Raw genomic sequence first — 20,574 nt, forward strand, 5'->3', positions numbered from 1 at the left:
TAAAACCGCATTGGACGCTTGATGCCCAATGGCTATTTACACTCTAGGGAAAGTCATTATTTGAGTTATCACTATGCCAACCATCAATCGAAACACCATCCAAACCAAACTCATTCATGAGCTATTTGAATTAATAAAAACCAGCACATCAACACAAACCAAAGAGATAGCTACGGATGAACTACTCAGACGTGGTTATACCCTTGATGACATTACCCTCATTGCTAATTCAGATAATCAGTAATCACTGAGCATTTACCCATGACTAAACAAACACGCTTTAGTACTCAAGAGCACTTATCTGTTGTGTTTGAGATATATCAGCTCGTTCCTCATCACTTTAAGACCACCACCAGAGAGATTAGAAATCAATTAATTGAAAGGGACATACATCGTGATACGCGCACCATACAGCGCAATCTCAATGTATTAGTGGAACTTAACTTAATTGAGAAAGATGACCGCAGCAAACCTTATGGTTATCAAAACAGATTACACCACCACGCCATACCACCAAGAGACGCACTTATCTTTCAGTTAGCGAATGAGCACTTGGTTCACCTAACACCAGCGAGTCTTTTAAAAGCATTACAGAATCGATTTGAAGATGCTCGACGCTCTTTGTCTTCAATAGCGAGTACAACTAAAGAAAGACAATGGCTTAAAAAAATAAGCAGTCAATTACCACACCAAACTCATGAGGATAACTTTCAAAAAATAAACACGGCTCTTTATCACAATCACTGGCTTACCTTGCATCTGCATGAAACCGCAGCTTTGTATGTCATGCCACTAGGGTTAATTCACCACCACTCACAAATTGAATTAGTCATAGGGCAATACATCAATGAGCAACTGGAAACCCAAATCATAGCCATTGAACACATCAACACCGTAAGCGTATCAACGTTCACCTTTGAATACCCACCCACCTTCAATGTGAAAACGCATTGGAAAAATAATATAACCAATACCATTAAGGAAGAAACACCATGAAAAAGACACTTATCACACTGGCACTAATCGCAAGTACCTTTACGACTCAAGCATTCGCTGAGTCTGCACCAATGGATATTTCAGTAGAAACACTTCCAGCTCAACACAACATTAAAGTAACGGCTCTTGCTAATAATCTAAAGGTGACAGGCATTGTAATGAACCGTGGTAATTGTGACGTGAAGCTGGCTCAAACACGCTTGCAAATAATCCAAAACAAACCACGCCCTCGTTACCCTGTTGCACTGAATTATGGACAAAGCACCATTGCTTACGCATTAACGTATCAATGTGACGTTCGTGAAATTACCGTTCAAAGTAATCAAGGTGATTGGACGTGGACATTTAACTAACGAATTTAAAGGGTTATTAAATCTATTCAGACAATAAAAAAAGCTCGTACCTTATGATACGAGCTTTACTATTTAAATCAAAAAAACAAACACTTATTTTTTGGTTTAATTCTTTTTTTTGTTTGCTTCTAATTTGATAGGACACTCCTCTATTGAACTCACATAACGAGAAAAATAGAAATCATCACGGTCAATAAATAAATCACTCTCACATCTAACTAAGTCATACTTTTCAACATAGTAGTTATTAATGAAATATGGAAAAAAGCCAATGATACATGCTATAAATACAGCTCTTTTTTCCAAGCTAGTTTTATACTTATTATGTTTAAATTCTCTATATTTACACCAACGAGAAATGTGCTGGTAAGCGGTAACGCTAGCTAATCCCACCCAAATATGCCCACCAATTATACCAAGAATCGCATAACGAAAACTCACTACATATGTAGCTGAATCATCAAAAAGCAAATGATAAGACGCTGTCCATAAAAAATACATTGCCCCGTATGACGTAGTAACGATAAGAAATAAGTGTAACAATAATTTAATCATTTAATCATTCTTCTGGTAAATAATGTTCGATTAATCCTTTACTAAAGGTATCCTCGTTAAATTGCGTATCAATAAAATAAACAGCTGTAGACGCTAGGGTAAAAGTAACCCCGGCTGATGCAGAAGCAACCCAAGTAGGAAACATCACACCAGCTACAAAAACAGTACCAGCAGCAGCAATCAACCTAACTACAATTTGCCATTGTGCAATTTTTAACTCTCTTAACGTCAGCTCATCATTAACCATATAGTTAACCACATTCAAAGCAGAGCCTACAATAATTTCAGTCGGTGCACTTAATGTTAAGAATCTACTGGCACCTTTCAACGCGGTTGAACCAAATGCCCATTTAATGATTTGTGGATTTGATGCTGAAAATAACGTTCCTTTTTCTAAAATAGGAAAGTACGCTTTAATGTGATTAAGAATCACGGATTCTTGCCCATCAACGATACGAACAACACCCGTCATTGATGTATTATTGATTAAGAAATTAAGTTTATCTTTTACTGTAGGGTATAAACCAACAACGAAATCTTTAGCCGCGATAACATGAGAAGCATTAGTAAAAAACTCATCGAACTCCGCTTTAGATAATGCTGCTAAGGTAGTAATCTCATCAGTGTATTCAACCTCGTCAAAATATCTATCATCACCCTCTTTAGTAAAATCATACGCAGGCCAATACATGTTCTTAGGGTTTATTCCATGCTTCTTCGCTCGTACATTTATTACTGTTGTATTCTTGGGTATTGAATCCAACTTATGCAGTGTGGCTACCACTGGATGTATCGTTGGTGATTGTGGCTCACTCCATAAATTAGCCCACGAAAATACCGTTTTCTCTTTTGTCACATCAACAGGAGGAAGGGTTTTCCTAACTTGCTTAGTTTCATTCGCTTTCTCCTTATCTCCAATAAACAGCGTATCACCTATTTTTAATGTACTTGGGTCTTGCTCATAGATTGGGTTTAAATTCAATAATGCTTTCGCTGCTAATCCGTATTGAGTTGCTATTTCTCCCCACGTTTCACGCACACCTGTTTCAGGATTAATCTTAACGATATGCTCAGCAGAAATAATATAGGCTTCTGCTTCTTCTAAAACTAATGTATCACCGACTTGAATATGGTCTTCTTTTCCTTGATATTGCGGATTCAAATCAACCAATTGTGATAATGTTAATCCTTGCTTATATGCAATGCCAGATAAGGTATCCCCTGACTGAATAACATAAGTCACTTGACCGTTGCTTTCTTTTTCTCGCTCTACTGCCTTTTCTTTTTTGGTTTCAACGATCTCATTAATATCAAGCAAGCAGCCATTTTCATCAATCCACTGTGCCGTTAACGATTCAAGTTGTTGTGTGGCCATTTTCTCTGAGAGATAAAGCAGGTGCTGACGAGCAACAACAGTACTATCAATCTTCCAAGGTAAAAGAATAAAACTGTATTGATGCGTTGATGTTAACTCATCACTTAAATGGTGCTCTGTAGATTGAGTGACTTGAAATGCCCACTTACCATTTCCCATTAACTTATATTCATGCACTAACGCATCATCAATGAAATGATAAAAATACCCCTCAGTAGGCCAACCAAGACGTTCACCTACCTGAACCGCTGGCTTTACTGGAATGAATGATTCGGTAGCATGAGCAACGCCTTGCTTAACAGGCTTTACGTCATCAAATACCATGGCACTGCCACTTGATATAAAGAACTCTCGACTGAGTGTTTTTGACTCATCAATATCCACACTAGCCGTTAACAGGGTAAAACCTTTCTCATTTTGAGTTTTATTCCATGCGGATATATTGGCTTCTTCTTTAGTTTTGCCTAAAGAGAATACACCCACTTGATAGGTGTTCAGTTCATCTTGAGCACACGCGATTTCAATGGAATATTCAAAGGCGGCCGCTTTAACGGATTTTTCTTTAGCAGGCTCATAATGCGGTACATCAACTTTAGTCGCCTTGGCTAATTCTTCATTCCACGGGAAATACGCATTCACAAACTTTGGTGTTGCTTCATCTACTGGCTCAACAAACTTCTCTAACTTTTCATCCCACACTTTCATTCGTTATTCTTCTCTTTTAAATCACGCTCAAATGTTAATCTAAAATACAACCACCTTTTAACTGAATGACTAGGTAAAATAACCAAAGATATTTTTCTTGGTTGTACGTCACGTAATTTGGTTGTGCGTTTTAAATAGCTATAAAAAATGGGAAGCGATTAGGCTTCCCATTGTGTTTAGTTATATGTCAATCTAAATGGCGTTGAGCTGCATTGTGTAGCCGCTATCGCTTGTTCATCACTACTACCTAATACGTAGCAATAACCACCATCTTGCGCTGATTTAAGGTAGCTGTAGTCACATCCATTAGAGCCGCACAGATTAGAGTAAGAAATTCGATAAGTAACATCATCAAGCATGACAACACTAATATGCCCTGTCATTGCTGCGTCAGTATTCGTGGTGTTCAGATACGTTTCTAACTCGATGGTATTCAAATCCATCCCACCTACTTGAGCGTTAGATTGTGACTGGTAGCTATATGAGTCATTATCATCAAAGTACCCATCACCATGTAATGCAATAGCCGCAGACGCTATTAGGTTACAAACTAACGATAAAACGATTAGCCCTATCGTCCACTTCCATTGCTTACCCATACGGTCATGAATATAACAAGGAGCAAACAGCCACCACCAAGACCAGCCTGTGTAATTGGCTGATTTCTTAAATCGCCATAAGTCTTCTGCCCATGCAGCAAAGATGATTAATAACGAAATTACAGCCATACCTGATGTTGACCATAACCCAAACGCTTGCCTACTGCTTCCCTCAATCAGATAAGACGCAATATACGTTGCAATGGCCGCAAAGGTAGGCGCATAGATAAAACGCCAAATACCAGCGAACTTAGTACTAAAACTTTCTTCATTAGAATTAACGTCTAGCACTGTTTGTAACGGTGGTGGTACATCATTGCTGCTTAGTGGTGGTGGCACATCTTCTAAGTATTGAGCTAATTCACTTTCTTCTAGTGTTACCCATTCTGTCATTCCCTTTTTCCACACTTGAGTTCCTTGATGGATAACCCCTTGAGTAATCAATTCAATTATCTCAATGGTGGATACGCACCCTTCCCTTTTGCCTTTCGATTCATAGAACCACATTGCTTGTTCACTCATTTTATTTACCTAACGTAATAACAATAAAAGAGAAACGTACAATCCGTAGGGGCATCAAGTGTCTCATGCCGTATTAGTGATATGAGTAATGATTTGTTTTGTGATAAGCAACTCAGAAACAAGGAGATATGGGACTTAGGAAGCTCGCTACGCTTCCTAATAATTTAGATAATATATTATTAACTAAAAGCCCTTATTTAGTACTAGACCCAAATGAACGAACTTTAGGCGATATAACTTTGCTATAGTTTTTACAAAGATAGCTACCTCGGTACATCACCTTATCAACTTGATTCTCATATTCATTTGAATTTTTATCAATGTAATGACTACTATTTTTAGGAAAATGAACTAATCCCTTTCGATTTATTTTAGAAATACTTAATGCACCATACCAAGCCTGTTCTATTTTATATGCTAATGATTCTGAAAATGTATAATCACCTAATCGATAATAAGCATCTTTATTAAACAACAATAGTAAATGGTAGTGCTCTCGTTTGCTCTTGATGCCTGTTTCTTTCGCCCATACATAACGTAGGGTATTAGGGTAAATACGTGTTCCTCGCTTACTCCGCTTTAATTCACAGGCTTTCAGTTGTGCTTTAAGGGAATCTATAAAGCGAGTTATTTTCCTATTCACATCAATTAATTCAAAGCCTGATAGATGTAAATCCACTCTCAATGCAAAAACCCTATTATAATCATTCAATGAGTGTTGAAGTGTATCACCAAGAATAGTTAAGTAATTTGGATTTAATCCCTTCCCATTGTTATATTCAGAATATGGTATCGGTAATGTATACATGTTCATTCCTTAAAAGTTAGTCTCAAAGGAATAATTGAGTAGATTATTTTTTATTGGTGATAAGGATTAATCAAATGGGTAATGGATATGTGTTGGTTAGGATTACTAATGAGTATGACTAGGAAGGTATCAGTAGGCAGTATGGTTAGTGTGTATTACTAAAGAACAATGGTATGTATGAGAGAGTATGTATTAAGAAAGAACATATAGTTAATAGGGTATATAAAGAACATATATAATATTATATCCAACACTACACGATTGTTGTTACCTAAAGGATGTTAAGGGCATTAATCAAAAACACCCTAGACATTCACAGGATAGTAGAAATGAAATTACTCTGACGTTAGGTGTATCTTTTTACCTTCAATTCCCAACCATTCTTTCGATTAATGTGCTCATTTTGTTTATACCTCACTACATATGAGTATTCAATCAACGATAGAGCAAGAGAGTCATCACTTAACCTAGATACAATATAAAATTTAGATCGCATTGATGATAGGGTTGAAAATTCCAATTCATGCGGATAAACAATCAAATGCTTACCATTAACTATACTAGGTTCTAACTTAAGACAGTTAATCACCGTTGACGCTATATTGATAACTATTTCTTTAATTATTGTTTCAAATGCTTTCAATTCATTATCGCATTCTTTTTGGATCTTATACTTATCAGAAAACAAATCATTCATCTTACAAAGATTATTAATAAACTCATCTAATTCTTTTTCATTTACCCCTCCAAAGTTAGACAATAGTTTAGATACTAACTTTTCAACTTCAAGCTGGAGTAATACATCTGTTCGCCCATCAAAAATAGAATTAAAAAGTATTGGCGTTATATTACTAGCATCATCAACCAATTTATCTCTAATTGATAATCTTAATCCCATTTTTTTGTAAGTATAATCACAGTTATTTTTATGACAAAAGCTACCTATCAACAATATAGCTAATGACGGAAACAGACTATTTTTAAGTTCAACTCCATTGACTTCTATCTCACTTCCACCATCAAATGAAAATGATGGTCGTTGAATTTTCATTAAATTTAAAAAAATAACACCAGACCGCTTACCAAAAAGATACTTACCAGAAGCTCCTCCTACAGAATTCAATAAATAATTAGTTTTCTTTAACGTCTTTATTTGTGATTTTAAACGATCCTCACTAATCCCTCCCATCATTAATCTAATAGATTTATGGCTCAATTTTTTTACTAAACCAACATCATTAGAATGTAAAATTAAGATATACATTAACAATAAATTTGAATTACGTAACGCTTCCACATTACTTGAAGATCCTTCTATTTTTTTAGGTATTAATATTTTCCTTTTCTCTGGCTCAAATAAACCTAATATCGAATCTTGCTTCCATGAGGGGAACCTTGCCCACTCCTCAACTAAAGTAGCAATATCATCCTGACTAAAAATAAGTTGCCTTGCCTTCGACGGAAGATTTACAAGCTTGATATTTTTCTTCTTAACCAAATACTCAACGACATTCTTAACAACCTTTGTTGTTGAACCAAAATCTGAAACCAAACGAGATACCTCTACGTTAACGATTTCATTCTGATAGAGAACGACTTCAATATATAAGGACAATACCAAATACCACTCTTCAGGAGATAGGTTATTGTCTTCTTTTACTCTCAATTTAAACCTAACCATAAACTCCACATACACCCTGTTATTAACCTACAAGTATATACAAAATTTCAAATTAAATCTAAGTTATAAAATACGGTTTTAAGTGTTTAATTAAGTACTATTAAAGGTATTGTTTAATGTTTGGTTTCAATTGTGTACTATTCAACTAGGGACATTGGATACGGAAGTAAGAAGTATGAGTAATAGCAATAAAACGATTAAAGAAAGATTAAAATGGCTTAAGCCGAAAGATCCTAAAATGACTCTTTGGTTTAGGAGGTATGCTCGAACTCACCAATGGATCTATCGGTATTCTAGAGATGAAATAGGCATTAAAGATCAAGAATTCTGTAACCAATTTATCTTATCTTGGTCTACTGATGAGGCTGAATTAGATGAAAAAAACAAAGACGATTTTTATGACACAGCGAGAGGAAGGCTGAATTTATTAAAGAGTGCATGGCGTAGTCATTCAAGTAAAAATGTTAATTCAACCTTTTCTTTAACACCTTACTCAAAAAAAAGGTTAGGGATATTATCAACGAAAGCAAATGTATCTAAGACTAGAATTGTTGAATCTTTAATATCATTAGCCGATGATATTAATCACTTAGAAGGTGAATTAAGAAAACTAATAAAAAGCAATTCAATTAAAGATATAAACGTTAAAGACGAAGTTAATTTTTTAAATAATATTATTAACTACTCTGAATTACACGAAGAAAAAGAAGAATTGTTTTATACCAATAAAGATATAAACCAGAAAATAAAAGAACTTGAAGTTGAAAATGAAAGACTATTAAAGCTAGTTGGCATTAAAGAATCTGACGAAAATGTATTAGAAACCACCGTTAAAGGATTGCAAGATAAAGAACTTGAGCAAAACATTCCTCAAGAACTTACTAATGAAAAAGAATATCTAAATAGCGAGTTAAGTGAATCAACTACCCAACTAAAACAGTCGAAGAGAAATAGATCAAATATCAGGAAGCAACAGAGAAAACACAAAACAAAAAATAAACTTTACGAGTCTTTAAGTAAATAAAAATCACATAGGTACGTAGCTACTCATACATCAAATGATATAGATTAAAATAAGAACGATAATCAGAAATAAGGTAACAAAAACATCTTATGTATTCCATATACGTATTCCACAAATAAAATCAATATGACTTATTCATTATAAAACAAAATGATATAGAATCAAATCAGATGACCCCAGCGCAGCCGATTATAATTAGTCATAATCGGTTGCACTTTATGATCTCTATTACCAAATATTAACCATTAACAATACTCAAACCTTTATAGCCAACTTCTAAAATCTCTCCGGTTGACGCCCTCTCAATTCTCTCGCTCCACCACTGCATCATTGGTCTTCTACGCTCAAGATAATCTGTTCGATTGTATGCTCGTCGAATTTTATTTTCATCCTCATGAGCTAATGCAGCTTCAATTAAATCACCATCGAATCCCTGAGCGTTTAATGTTGTACTCGCTAAAGATCTTAACCCATGAGCCGTAGTGCGATCTTTAAAGCCCATTCTTTTAAGTGCCATATTTGCTGTCTGAGGATTACTATGATCTTTTGGTGTTCTGTCAGCAGGAAAGATAAATTCTAAATGACTTGATATCGGTTTTACTATATCGAGTATTTCAAGCATCTGAGGCGTTAACGGTACAATATGCTCTCGTTTCATTTTCATTGTTCGAGAGGTAATAATCCATACTTTATTTTTTAAATCTATTTCTTTCCATCTTGCTTTTACAGCTTCTCCGGGACGAACCATCGTATGTAATTGCCACATAAGCAAACAGCGAGTCACTATTTTAGTATTACTAAGATTAATCTTCTTTACTAATTCAGGTAATTCTTCTGGTGTTAAAGCAGGATTATGTACCACTTTTTTTGTAGGATACAATTTAGTTATATCAGCAAGAGGATTAAACTCTATAACTCCTGAAGCTACGCCTAATCGCATTACCTCATTGATAATAATACAAAGACGTTTAACCGTTTCGATCTTTCCATCATCAGCTATAGGATCAAGAATATTTTTAACTAGCATTGGTTTAATATCAGTCATTAAAAGAATTGATAAATGAGGTGATAAGTATTTAGTTAGTAATCTTTCACGCTTTATATATGTACTATGAAGAGTATTTTCTTTTTTTAATGAAAGCCATCTAGTCGATATGCTATCAAAAGTATGACCTAAAGCATCCCTAATTGAAGCTTCAGACTCTAACTTATGTAATTTAGGATCGATGCCATTTGCAACTAAAGACCTTGCTTCATCTCTCTGCCTTCTAGCTTGAGCTAATGTCACATCAGGATAACTACCAAAACTAATCTTAAACCGTTTTTTAGTGATCGGTACTACATAAGTAAAAAACCAAGACTTACCACCTGTAGGTCGAATACGTAATGCAAGGCCATCACCATCATTTAAGGAGTACTCTTTATCTTTAGGCTTTGCTTGTTTAACTTGAGTATTTGTTAGTGGGGTTACTTTCTTTGCCATTAATTTATACCGCAATCAATATAGGGGTTACATTGAGGGTTACATAAATGTCTGGATTCCACAAGATAGCAATGAACGTCTATGGACAAGGATGCACGCTAAAGCCTGATATATAAACGAAAAAAGGACGTCCTAGGACGTCCTTCTTCTTAAATATGGTACCGGTAGGCGGACTTGAACCGCCACTCCTTTCGGAAACGGATTTTGAATCCGTCGTGTATACCAATTTCACCATACCGGCTTTATCAGCATTACTGCTTGATGTGACTGATTATACTCAGAGATGATCATGGCGCAAGCTCTTTATTACTCTAAGATATTTGTTTGCTGAAATATTCAACAGTTATTTACAATCTGATTTTCATTTTTATCGAATCTATCGTTATACTGCTGTCAGTTTTTTAATTTATGGAAGATAAAATGACAACAAAAAAACAAGCAGGATTTATGCGCCGCATGGGGGCTTGGTTTTACGATACTCTAATCATCAGTGCTGTGATGATGTTAACCGGTGGTGCTATCGTAGCAACTCTTGAGATGCTATATGGCGTCGGCATAGTCAGTTATGGCTCATACCCTGATGTTAGTTCATATCTAAACCATGACCCTATGTGGAGCAATCTATACCCTATCACTCTTATTTCTGTTTTTGTTGGCTTCTTTGCTTACTTTTGGTGTCAGGGACAAACACTGGGAATGCGAGCTTGGAAACTACAAGTTCAACAACTTGATGGCTCACCAATTACATTAACTCAAGCCATTATCCGAATGTCTACCTCGGCATTTGGTTTAGGTAACCTTTTAGTATTCATGTCTCATGATAACGCCGCTTTCCAAGATACATGGGCAAAAACTCGAGTAATTGTTCTGGATAAAGCCGTATAGCTCTATTCACGTAAAATCAATTTATAGACACATCGAGTAGGGTGAGGCTTTTGCCTCATCCCTCTCACAGAACCGTACGTACGGACCTCGTATACGGCTCCTGCAATTTACTATTTCTTAATAAAAAGAAGCGAGTACACCTGTTTTAACTTCGTCTATTGAATACAAGCCTAGATTTTTGAACCACTGATTAGGCATCGCATAGCTTGCTAACGGACTCGCACTGTTTCGCCATGAGTCCATTTTTATGGACTTAAATGGCGGTTTGTACTTTAGTTGCTTAAGACGACGATGCAATCTGCACGGCTTCTTCCACAAACTCATTTGTACCGCTCGCAATCTCCGCCTTATCCAAGCCGCAAGGCTTTTCAGTGTGCTCGTAATATTGGCTATTTTGAAGTAGTTTACAAACACTCTGAGCACTGGATTCAGTTGCTTTAGCACTCTCGCTAAATTCAATCCTCCATTACGCTTGGTGAGTTGTCTTACTTTCGCTTTTAATGTTTTGAGCTTCTTTTCTTGAATTGCCGTGTAATTTGTAAAAATTTCCACTCCCAAGAATTTAATACCTGTATCGCTATGTGCTATATGGGTTTTCCGCTCATTCACTTTAAGTTTTAGCGTTACTTCTAAAATATGGCTAGCTACTTTTAATGCATTCTCTGCACCCTTTTTCGAGGTGCAGAATATCAAAATGTCATCCGCGTATCGCACTATTCGATGCTTACGCCTCATCATTTCTTGATCGAATTCATCTAAGTAGATATTAGCAAGTAGTGGACTAATCACCCCACCTTGTGGACTGCCTATTACACTATTCTGCCAGTTTTCACCAACCATGACTCCACTTTTTAGAAATTGACGGATCAAGCCTAAGATACTGCCATCCACGATGCGCTTTCGCACGAACTTGATTATCAGATCGTGGTCAAGCATGTCAAAGCATTTAGACAGATCCATATCAACAACATGCCGCTTATTATATTTACGTATAAAGAGTGTAGCTTTGCTGATGGCTTGATGACAGCTTCGCCCAACCCGATATCCATAACTGGATGGATGAAAGTTTGGGTCAAATATGGGAGTCATTATATTCGTTAAACATTGTTGAACAATTCGGTCTCGAACTGTGTGGATCCCCAATAACCTGATACCGCCATCGTCTTTGGCGATCTCAACTCGTTTTACGGGCCGCGCTTGATAGCGCTTTTCTTGTAGTTCAAGTAATAGTTTTCTGAGCTCTACTTCCAAATTTTGTGTGAAATCATCGATACGCTGCCCGTCAATACCAGCTGCGCCTCCATTCTTTCTCACTTGTTTGTATGCCACGTAAAGCGCTTGCAGTGATAGCATGCGCCCGTAAAGGCTATAGTGTACTCTCAAATTATTATCTCACATCACCTGCTGCTGACTTTATTTATGTTGGTTAGGTTTATTTCGTTGTCGCGTTAAGTTTTCTAGCAAGGCTACGCCCTTTTATTCGCAATATGCTTAACCGCCTCTATGCCTCTAGTAAAGAGAAACACTTACTCCCCGTGCCCAGTTCTATTCACAGCTTTAGTATCACCCTTAGCCATTGAAATAGAGACTTTACCTTATTTGGTAATTCGTGAACCCATCATAAATTACGTCACTTTAAGGTAATTTATAAATCACTTCCCCCCTTCGCAATCAATAAGTGCTTTTGGCTCAAATTGACTCTATCAGATATATTACTGATAGTCGGCTTGGTTTTGTCCTCCACACCATCACTGGCTTTCACAGGCCTAGCCTTACTCACTACTACGGGTTCATCTGCCACCTCACATCGGCATTAGATCTTGAGTTTCTTCTTGAATCTAAGCCACTTACTGACAATTAAGTTTAGATGCCAGGCTTCCCCAGTTATTGCACTGACTCCCTGTTAGATATGCCACCCTCAAGCACAGAATTGGTCTGACTAAGTATTGGGCTTCGCGCTATTTTGGACGCTTACCCACCAATCCCGCCGAAACAGGTTACGGTTAGTTGTGTACATCTAACTTCCTATGGCTTCCTTCAGACCCCACCGTTGGCCAGTGACGCCCTTGCCATTCAGATTGTCTTCCCCTTAGTCGGGGTGACTCTGCTATCTTGCAAGCAGACGGGTTTGCCAGCTTTGCTGGGCAAACAAAAAAAAGGAGATACTTTACAGTATCTCCTTTTTATTGAATCGTTTATAACTTCCGATTTAACAAGGCCAAAGTAATTAACAAGAAAATTAAACTCGGTCCTAATGCACCAAATATGGGGTGGATGTTATACACCAAGGTCATAGGCCCAAACACTTCATTAGATATATAGAAGGTAAAACCAGCAATAACACCTGACAGTATTCTTGCTCCCATAGTCACACTTCGTAGCGGCCCAAAGACAAAAGAAAGAGCTAATAACATCATTACGGCAACTGATATAGGTTGCAATGCTTTACGCCAAAAAGCTAATTCATAACGCGATGCATCTAATTCTGAATCTTTTAAATAAGTAACGTAATCATATAACCCAGTAAGAGATTGCTCTTCTGGTTTTACAGTTACTACAGCCAATTTATCTGGCGTTAATGTAGTTGACCAATTCAGACTATCGACTTTCCTTTCACTAATTGCTGCATCATCTTCCATTTGAGTAATAGAAACATCACTCATTAGCCAACCTGCTTCTTTAGATTGATAATCTGCTTTTCGTGCAAAAATAATATTATTTAATTGGCTGTCATCATCAAATTGCCACACGGTGACACCGTATAGTTTTTCTTGGTTATCAACACGGGATAAGTAAATAAAGTCATCAGCATCTTTAGCCCAAACCCCTGCTCTTACGGCAGCAATATTGCCGCCTGATGTTTCAAAAGTTCGTAAATCACGAGCCATTTTTTGGGCTTGTGGTGCTCCCCATTGACCTAACGCCATAACCATCAACATTAATGGGATTGCCGTTTTCAATACCGATACGCCAATATCTAATTTTGAATACCCCGCAGCTTGCATTACTACAAGCTCAGAGCTCGCTGCTAACATCCCTAAGCCAATCAAAGCACCAAGTAAGGCCGCCATAGGAAAGAACATTTCAATATCACGAGGCATGCTTAAAATAACAAAATAAAGCGCATCTAAAAGATCGTATGTGCCTTTGCCTACTTTTCGTAATTGCTCAACATATTTGATGATCGAAGATAACCCAACCAAGGTCACCAAACATAATGCAGAGGTTGCTATAATCGTACGGCCAATATACCAATCTAAAATCTTAAACATGTTTTGGTTTTCTCCGCATTTTATCTTTTAATTTTCTAACAAACACACTGTCCATTGAGTTCAATACAATACCAATAATTAATAGCACAGCATTTATGGCCCACAAGCCAATATAAGGCGCTAACCCACCGTCTTCTACTGCTGATTTACCCGCACTTAATGATAAGAAATAGGCAAGATACAACAGAACAGCTGGCCCCAATTTAGCAAAACGCCCTTGTCGGGGATTTACGGCTGACAACGGCACCACCACCATGGTTAATAGTGGTATACAAATAATAAGAGAGATTCGCCATTGCAATTCAGCTTTCGCTTCTAGTTCATTGCGTTTAATTAGATCCAACGTAGGAATCGCATCCCAATCACGACGCTTTTCTTTAACTTCTTTTTGTCCAATTAATAGCTCATAAGATTCAAAATTACTTTCAAGATAATCTAAACGAGTTGGAATACCTTCATATCGAGTACCACTTTGAAGATCTAATACTTGACGACCATCAGGCAATTCTTTCACTACACCTCGCTCTGCAACTAAAACACTTGGACGCAATGAGTCACGAGGTATCGGTTGAGCGAGAAAAACATGCTCTAATTCTTTGCCATTTTTCGTATTAATATCATCAATAAATACGACAGCTTGGCCATCAGGAGAGCGCTGAAATTGACCTTTTTGCAATAAATCTACACCTGCATCAGTTTCAACAGTTTCCATTAATTGCGTTGTTTTTTCTTGGCTCCAAGGAGATAGCCATAGTGAATTAAACGCCGCGGCGGTTCCTGTAATTAATGCTAAGTAAAGCGCAGCACGAATAAGGATTGAATTCCCCATACCTGTAGCGTTCATTACTGTGATCTCACTCTCTGCGTATAAACGCCCAAAAGTAAGAAGAATACCTATAAAAATACTCAAAGGTAGCATCAGCAAGCCCATTGCGGGCATGTTCAAACCAACTAAAGATAGGATCAACCCTCCAGGGATATCTCCATCCGAAGCGTCAGCTAAAACGCTAATAAATTTTTGGCTCATAAAGATCAAAAATAAAACAAAAAAGATCGCAAATTGGCTCTTTAATGTTTCCTTGATCAAATATCTAATAATAATCACGTCGAATCTACCTATAGAAAACTTGTATTTTTGCCAGAATCACTATAATTTCCGTGTAAACCATTTATTTTTTAATCTTTGGCTAAATGTTAGCCTGCGAAATCGAAACACTAATAGTATAGTATCTAACTAGATTTTGCTCATTATCTAACATTTAGTTCTATTTGTCTTTAGGATGTAGGAGTACGCATGGAGTTCAGTGTAAAAAGTGGCAGTCCAGAGAAGCAGCGCAGCGCATGTATCGTTGTCGGTGTTTTCGAACCACGCCGTTTATCTCCAATCGCAGAACAGCTAGATAAAATCAGTGACGGTTACATCAGTTCATTACTTCGCCGTGGTGATCTAGAAGGTAAACCTGGTCAAATGCTGTTGTTGCATCAAGTACCAAATATTCTTTCTGAGCGTGTTTTATTAGTCGGTTGTGGTAAAGAGCGTGAACTTGGTGAGCGTCAATATAAAGAAATCATCAAAAAAACCATCAGCACACTAAATGAAACAGGCTCTATGGAAGCAGTATGTTTCCTTACCGAACTGCACGTTAAAGGTCGTGATACTTATTGGAAAGTTCGTCAAGCAGTTGAATCGACTAAAGATAGCTTATACACCTTTAACCAATTCAAGAGTAACAAACCTGAGACTCGTCGCCCATTACGCAAATTAGTATTTAATGTACCAACTCGCCGTGAGCTTAACTTAGGTGAAAAAGCAATTAATCATGGTTTATCTATTGCTTCTGGCGTTAAAGCATCGAAAGATTTAGGCAATATGCCACCAAACGTTGCCAACCCTGCGTACCTTGCATCTCAAGCTCGTCGCTTAGCCGATGACTACGAAACCGTTACCACCAAAGTAATTGGTGAAGAAGAGATGAAAAAACTAGGCATGACTTCTTACCTAGCTGTAGGTCAAGGGTCTCATAATGAATCCATGATGTCAGTGATGGAATACAAAGGTCATTCTAATCCTGATGCAAAACCTATCGTACTTATCGGTAAAGGTCTGACTTTCGATTCAGGCGGTATCTCTATCAAACCAAGTGATGGTATGGATGAGATGAAGTACGACATGTGTGGTGCAGCCTCTGTATTTGGTGCAATGAAAGCGCTTGCTAAGTTAAACCTTCCTTTAAACGTTGTTGGTGTACTTGCTGGTTGTGAAAACATGCCAAGCAGTAATTCTTATCGCCCTGGTGATATTTTAACTACAATGTCAGGTCAAACAGTTGAAGTATTAAATACCGATGCTGAAGGTCGTTTAGTACTTTGTGATGCGCTTACTTATGTTGAACGTTACGATCCAGAATGCGTTGTTGATGTGGCTACATTGACAGGCGCTTGTATTGTGGCTCTTGGCCATCACATCAATGGCTTAATCGCAAACCATAATCCATTAGCTCATGAACTCATTAATGCGTCTGAACAATCTGGTGACCGCGCTTGGCGCTTACCTATGGCTGACGAATACAATGAACAACTAAATAGCCCGTTTGCAGACATGGCTAACATTGGCGGAAAAGCAGCTGGCACAATCACTGCTGGTTGTTTCCTTGCTCGCTTTGCTAAGAAATACCATTGGGCCCACATTGATAGTGCGGGTACTGCTTGGGTCTCTGGTGCCAACAAAGGCTCAACAGGCCGACCAGTCTCATTACTTGTCCAGTTCTTACTGAATCGTTCAGGCCAAGAAAACGTAGAATAAACCACTTCGTTTTATGATATAAAGGGCCTATATACAGGCCCTTTTTTAATGACTTATTTATGGTCATATACGCTGTAATAAATAAGAGAGATTATGAGCCAAGCACTGTTTTATGTTATTGAACCCACATCATCAACAGCGACTCAAGAAGGGCTGTTAAAATTTGTGTGTCAGCTTGCTCATTACTATTACTCTGAAAATGCTCGAATCTATATTTTAAGTAGCGATAAAGCACAAGCGTTATTAATTGATGAAGCACTTTGGCAGAATGAAGTTTCTGAGTTCACACCACATAACCTTATTGGTGAAGGCCCAAAATCTGGATCTCCAATTGAAATTGGTTGGGGAACACTACGTCCATCTGGCCGCCGACATGTGCTAATAAATTTAGCTCAAGAGGTCGCAACTTTTGCGGTTTCCTTTGCTCAAGTGGTAGACTTCGTACCCTGTGAAGAAAAAAGCAAACAACACGCTCGAGAAAGGTATAAAATATACCGAAATGCAGGCCGAGCCATGCAAACCGAGACATTAGAATAATGCCAATCATCATAGCTAAGTAACTTAATTAAAAGATAATTATTAACTTAAGCCATTAATTATGATATTTGGCATTCCACTTTTTAATAGAGATATTCGTGACGAACACTATGGAAAAGACATATAACCCGCAATCAATAGAACAAGCTCTGTATCAGACTTGGGAAGAAAAAGGCTACTTTAAGCCACACGGTGACACATCAAAAGAAGCTTATAGCATCATGATCCCGCCACCAAACGTCACTGGTAGCCTGCACATGGGTCACGCTTTCCAAGATACGATCATGGATACACTTATCCGTGCTGAACGTATGAAAGGTAAGAATACGCTTTGGCAAGTGGGTACTGACCACGCAGGTATCGCAACTCAAATGGTTGTTGAGCGTAAGATTGCGGCAGAAGAAGGCAAAACAAAACACGATTACGGTCGTGACGCTTTCATCGACAAAATTTGGGAATGGAAAGCAGAATCAGGCGGCACAATTACGAAACAACTTCGTCGCTTAGGTGCATCTGTAGATTGGGATCGTGAACGATTCACAATGGATGATGGCCTATCTGCAGCAACTCAAGAAGTCTTTGTTCGTCTATACGAAGAAGATCTTATCTACCGTGGTAAGCGTCTAGTTAACTGGGACCCGAAACTGCACACTGCAATTTCAGATCTTGAAGTTGAAAACAAAGACAAAAAAGGCTTCATGTGGCATTTCCGCTACCCACTAGCAAACGGTGTTAAAACTGCTGACGGTAAAGACTACATTGTTGTAGCAACAACGCGTCCAGAAACCATGCTTGGTGATACTGGTGTTGCGGTAAACCCTGAAGATCCTCGCTATAAAGATCTTATCGGTAAACACATCGAACTTCCTATCGTTGGTCGTTTAATTCCTATCGTTGGCGATGAGCACGCGGATATGGACAAAGGCACGGGTTGTGTGAAAATCACTCCAGCTCATGACTTTAACGATTACGAAGTAGGTAAACGTAATAGCCTACCAATGATCAACATCCTAACATTCAACGCGGATATTCGTGATACTGCAGAAGTATTCACAACAAACGGCGAAGAAAGTGATGTTTATAGCACTGAGATCCCAGAGAAATACCGTGGTATGGAGCGCTTTGCTGCTCGTAAAGCCATCGTAGCTGAGTTTGATGAGCTAGGTCTTCTTGAAGAAATTAAAGATCACGATTTAACCGTTCCTTACGGTGACCGTGGTGGCGTTGTTATCGAACCAATGCTGACTGATCAGTGGTACGTACGTACTGCTCCTCTTGCTGCGCCTGCGGTTAAAGCAGTTGAAGATGGTCAAATCCAATTCGTTCCTAAACAATACGAAAACATGTACTTTGCTTGGATGCGTGATGTACAAGATTGGTGTATCTCTCGTCAACTTTGGTGGGGCCACCGTATCCCTGCATGGTACGACAACGACGGTAAAGTATACGTAGGTCGTACTGAAGAAGAAGTTCGTGAGAAAAACAATCTCGCTCCTGTTGTTGTTCTACGCCAAGATGACGATGTACTTGATACATGGTTCTCTTCTGCACTTTGGACATTCGGCACACAAGGCTGGCCTGAAAACACAGATGCACTAAAAACATTCCACCCATCAGAAGTATTAGTATCTGGTTTTGATATTATCTTCTTCTGGGTTGCTCGTATGATCATGATGACCATGCACTTCGTAAAAGACGAAGAAGGCAATGCACAAGTACCATTTAAGACAGTTTACATGACGGGCCTTATCCGTGATGAAAACGGCGACAAGATGTCTAAGTCTAAAGGTAACGTACTTGACCCTATCGATATGATCGATGGTATTGGTCTTGAAGAATTAGTTGAAAAACGTTGTGGCAACATGATGCAACCTCAACTAGCGAAGAAGATTGAAAAAGCAACACGTAAAACCTTTGAAAACGGTATCGAACCATACGGTACTGATGCTTTACGTTTCACTCTTGCAGCAATGGCTTCAACGGGTCGTGATATCAACTGGGATATGAAACGTCTTGAAGGTTACCGCAACTTCTGTAACAAACTATGGAACGCAAGCCGTTACGTATTAATGAACACAGAAGAGCACGATTGTGGCATGACTGAAGGTGCAGAACTTGAGTTCTCACTAGCAGACAAGTGGATCGAATCTCAGTTTGAAATCGCAGCAAAAGAATTTAATGCTCATCTAGAAAACTACCGTCTAGATATGGCAGCAAATACACTGTATGAATTCATTTGGAACCAATTCTGTGACTGGTATTTAGAGCTAACTAAACCGGTTCTTTGGAAAGGCAGTGAAGCACAACAACGTGCAACGCGTTACACGCTAATTACGGTTCTTGAGAAAACATTACGTCTTGCTCACCCTGTTCTTCCTTACATCACTGAATCTATCTGGCAGAGCGTTAAGCCGCTAGTTAACGGTGTTGAAGGTGAGACTATCATGACTCAAGCATTACCTCAGTTTAATGAAGAAAACTTCAATGCTGATGTTGTTGCTGATCTTGAGTGGGTTAAAGCATTCATTACAAGCATTCGTAACTTACGTGCTGAATACGACATCGCACCAAGCAAAGGCTTAGATGTGATGATTAAAGTCGCTGACGAAAAAGACGCTGCGCGTATTCAAGCGAATGAGATTGTTCTGACTTCTCTAGCGAAACTAGACAGTATCAAAGTACTTGCTGACAATGAAGAGACACCAGCATGTGCAACCTCTCTTGTTGGTAAATCAGAGTTAATGATCCCAATGGCGGGTCTTATCGATAAAGATGCAGAACTTGCTCGTTTAGATAAAGAATCAGCAAAAATCCAAGGCGAGATTAAACGTATTGAAGGTAAATTAGGTAACGAAGGTTTTGTTGCTAAAGCACCTGAAGTAGTTATCGCTAAAGAGCGTGAAAAACTAGAAGGCTATAAAGAAACACTGGCTAAACTAGAAGCACAGAAAGTAACAATTGCTGCGCTGTAAATTA

General features: G+C 38.1%; 17 protein-coding genes and 1 tRNA gene. 8 read left to right on the forward strand and 10 right to left on the reverse strand.

What is annotated here, in order from left to right:
• Positions 1-73 precede the first annotated feature (73 nt).
• The 3 genes from AC2IP4_RS11740 to AC2IP4_RS11750 are packed head-to-tail and all read left to right on the forward strand — an operon-like array spanning position 74 to position 1,349.
• Positions 74-244 (forward strand): hypothetical protein, encoded by a 171-nt coding sequence (locus tag AC2IP4_RS11740; protein ID WP_155654533.1) that lies wholly within the window; start codon positions 74-76, stop codon positions 242-244.
• Positions 245-261: 17 nt separating this feature from the next.
• On the forward strand, positions 262-996 hold the full coding sequence (locus tag AC2IP4_RS11745; protein WP_486310301.1) for a WYL domain-containing transcriptional factor: 735 nt from the start codon (positions 262-264) through the stop codon (positions 994-996).
• Positions 993-1,349 carry a hypothetical protein gene (locus AC2IP4_RS11750; RefSeq protein ID WP_486310302.1) on the forward strand — a complete coding sequence of 119 codons (357 nt, stop codon included), beginning with the start codon at positions 993-995 and terminating at the stop codon, positions 1,347-1,349. Before AC2IP4_RS11745 ends, AC2IP4_RS11750 begins: the two co-directional genes overlap by 4 nt.
• 105 nt (positions 1,350-1,454) lie before the next feature.
• Here the strand turns inward: AC2IP4_RS11750 and AC2IP4_RS11755 are convergent, their stop codons facing one another.
• The 5 genes from AC2IP4_RS11755 to AC2IP4_RS11775 form a co-directional block, all read right to left on the reverse strand.
• Positions 1,455-1,904 (reverse strand): hypothetical protein, encoded by a 450-nt coding sequence (locus tag AC2IP4_RS11755; RefSeq protein ID WP_486310303.1) that lies wholly within the window; start codon positions 1,902-1,904, stop codon positions 1,455-1,457.
• Between the two features lie 4 nt (positions 1,905-1,908).
• On the reverse strand, positions 1,909-3,984 hold the full coding sequence (locus AC2IP4_RS11760; RefSeq protein ID WP_486310304.1) for a LysM peptidoglycan-binding domain-containing protein: 2,076 nt from the start codon (positions 3,982-3,984) through the stop codon (positions 1,909-1,911).
• A gap of 176 nt (positions 3,985-4,160) precedes the next feature.
• Positions 4,161-5,105: a DUF4339 domain-containing protein gene (locus AC2IP4_RS11765; protein ID WP_486310305.1), complete on the reverse strand. Its 945-nt coding sequence runs from the start codon at positions 5,103-5,105 to the stop codon at positions 4,161-4,163.
• A 193-nt stretch (positions 5,106-5,298) separates the two neighbouring features.
• Entirely contained in the window at positions 5,299-5,913 is a 615-nt protein-coding gene (locus tag AC2IP4_RS11770; protein ID WP_165366877.1) for an inovirus Gp2 family protein, read from the reverse strand.
• Between the two features lie 346 nt (positions 5,914-6,259).
• Complete coding sequence (locus tag AC2IP4_RS11775) at positions 6,260-7,579, reverse strand: hypothetical protein (protein ID WP_486310306.1); 1,320 nt, start codon at positions 7,577-7,579, stop codon at positions 6,260-6,262.
• Positions 7,580-7,769: 190 nt separating this feature from the next.
• On the opposite strand from AC2IP4_RS11775, the gene AC2IP4_RS11780 reads away from it, so the two are divergent.
• The gene (locus AC2IP4_RS11780) at positions 7,770-8,618 is read left to right on the forward strand and encodes a hypothetical protein (protein WP_486310307.1); all 849 of its coding nucleotides are present in this window, start codon (positions 7,770-7,772) and stop codon (positions 8,616-8,618) included.
• 238 nt (positions 8,619-8,856) lie between these two features.
• On the opposite strand, the gene AC2IP4_RS11785 is transcribed toward AC2IP4_RS11780, so the two are convergent.
• Together AC2IP4_RS11785 and AC2IP4_RS11790 are read right to left on the reverse strand one after the other, a co-directional pair.
• A complete protein-coding gene (locus tag AC2IP4_RS11785) occupies positions 8,857-10,101 on the reverse strand; it encodes a tyrosine-type recombinase/integrase (protein WP_130086909.1) in 1,245 nt (414 codons plus the stop codon).
• Between the two features lie 156 nt (positions 10,102-10,257).
• Positions 10,258-10,342, reverse strand: a tRNA-Leu gene (locus AC2IP4_RS11790).
• Positions 10,343-10,521: 179 nt separating this feature from the next.
• On the opposite strand from AC2IP4_RS11790, the gene AC2IP4_RS11795 reads away from it, so the two are divergent.
• Positions 10,522-10,986 carry an RDD family protein gene (locus tag AC2IP4_RS11795; RefSeq protein WP_375321756.1) on the forward strand — a complete coding sequence of 155 codons (465 nt, stop codon included), beginning with the start codon at positions 10,522-10,524 and terminating at the stop codon, positions 10,984-10,986.
• 117 nt (positions 10,987-11,103) lie between these two features.
• On the opposite strand, the gene ltrA is transcribed toward AC2IP4_RS11795, so the two are convergent.
• The 3 genes from ltrA to lptF all read right to left on the reverse strand — a co-directional run bounded on the left by ltrA (position 11,104) and on the right by lptF (position 15,363).
• Entirely contained in the window at positions 11,104-12,339 is a 1,236-nt protein-coding gene (gene ltrA / locus AC2IP4_RS11800) for a group II intron reverse transcriptase/maturase (RefSeq protein WP_486310308.1), read from the reverse strand.
• Positions 12,340-13,181: 842 nt separating this feature from the next.
• Positions 13,182-14,258, reverse strand: a complete 1,077-nt coding sequence (lptG, locus tag AC2IP4_RS11805) for an LPS export ABC transporter permease LptG (RefSeq protein ID WP_375321755.1) — start codon at positions 14,256-14,258, stop codon at positions 13,182-13,184.
• Positions 14,251-15,363 carry an LPS export ABC transporter permease LptF gene (gene lptF, locus AC2IP4_RS11810; protein WP_105053980.1) on the reverse strand — a complete coding sequence of 371 codons (1,113 nt, stop codon included), beginning with the start codon at positions 15,361-15,363 and terminating at the stop codon, positions 14,251-14,253. The genes lptG and lptF overlap by 8 nt, the downstream gene beginning before the upstream one ends.
• Positions 15,364-15,552: 189 nt before the next feature.
• Between lptF and pepA the strand changes: the two genes are divergently transcribed.
• From pepA to AC2IP4_RS11825, 3 genes are all read left to right on the forward strand, one after another.
• Positions 15,553-17,061 carry a leucyl aminopeptidase gene (gene pepA, locus AC2IP4_RS11815; RefSeq protein ID WP_375321754.1) on the forward strand — a complete coding sequence of 503 codons (1,509 nt, stop codon included), beginning with the start codon at positions 15,553-15,555 and terminating at the stop codon, positions 17,059-17,061.
• A gap of 93 nt (positions 17,062-17,154) precedes the next feature.
• Positions 17,155-17,598 carry a DNA polymerase III subunit chi gene (locus AC2IP4_RS11820; protein ID WP_375321753.1) on the forward strand — a complete coding sequence of 148 codons (444 nt, stop codon included), beginning with the start codon at positions 17,155-17,157 and terminating at the stop codon, positions 17,596-17,598.
• Positions 17,599-17,708: 110 nt separating this feature from the next.
• Positions 17,709-20,570 (forward strand): valine--tRNA ligase, encoded by a 2,862-nt coding sequence (locus tag AC2IP4_RS11825; RefSeq protein WP_486307290.1) that lies wholly within the window; start codon positions 17,709-17,711, stop codon positions 20,568-20,570.
• Positions 20,571-20,574: the final 4 nt, after the last annotated feature.

It is taken from the genome of Aliivibrio thorii, assembly GCF_057368585.1.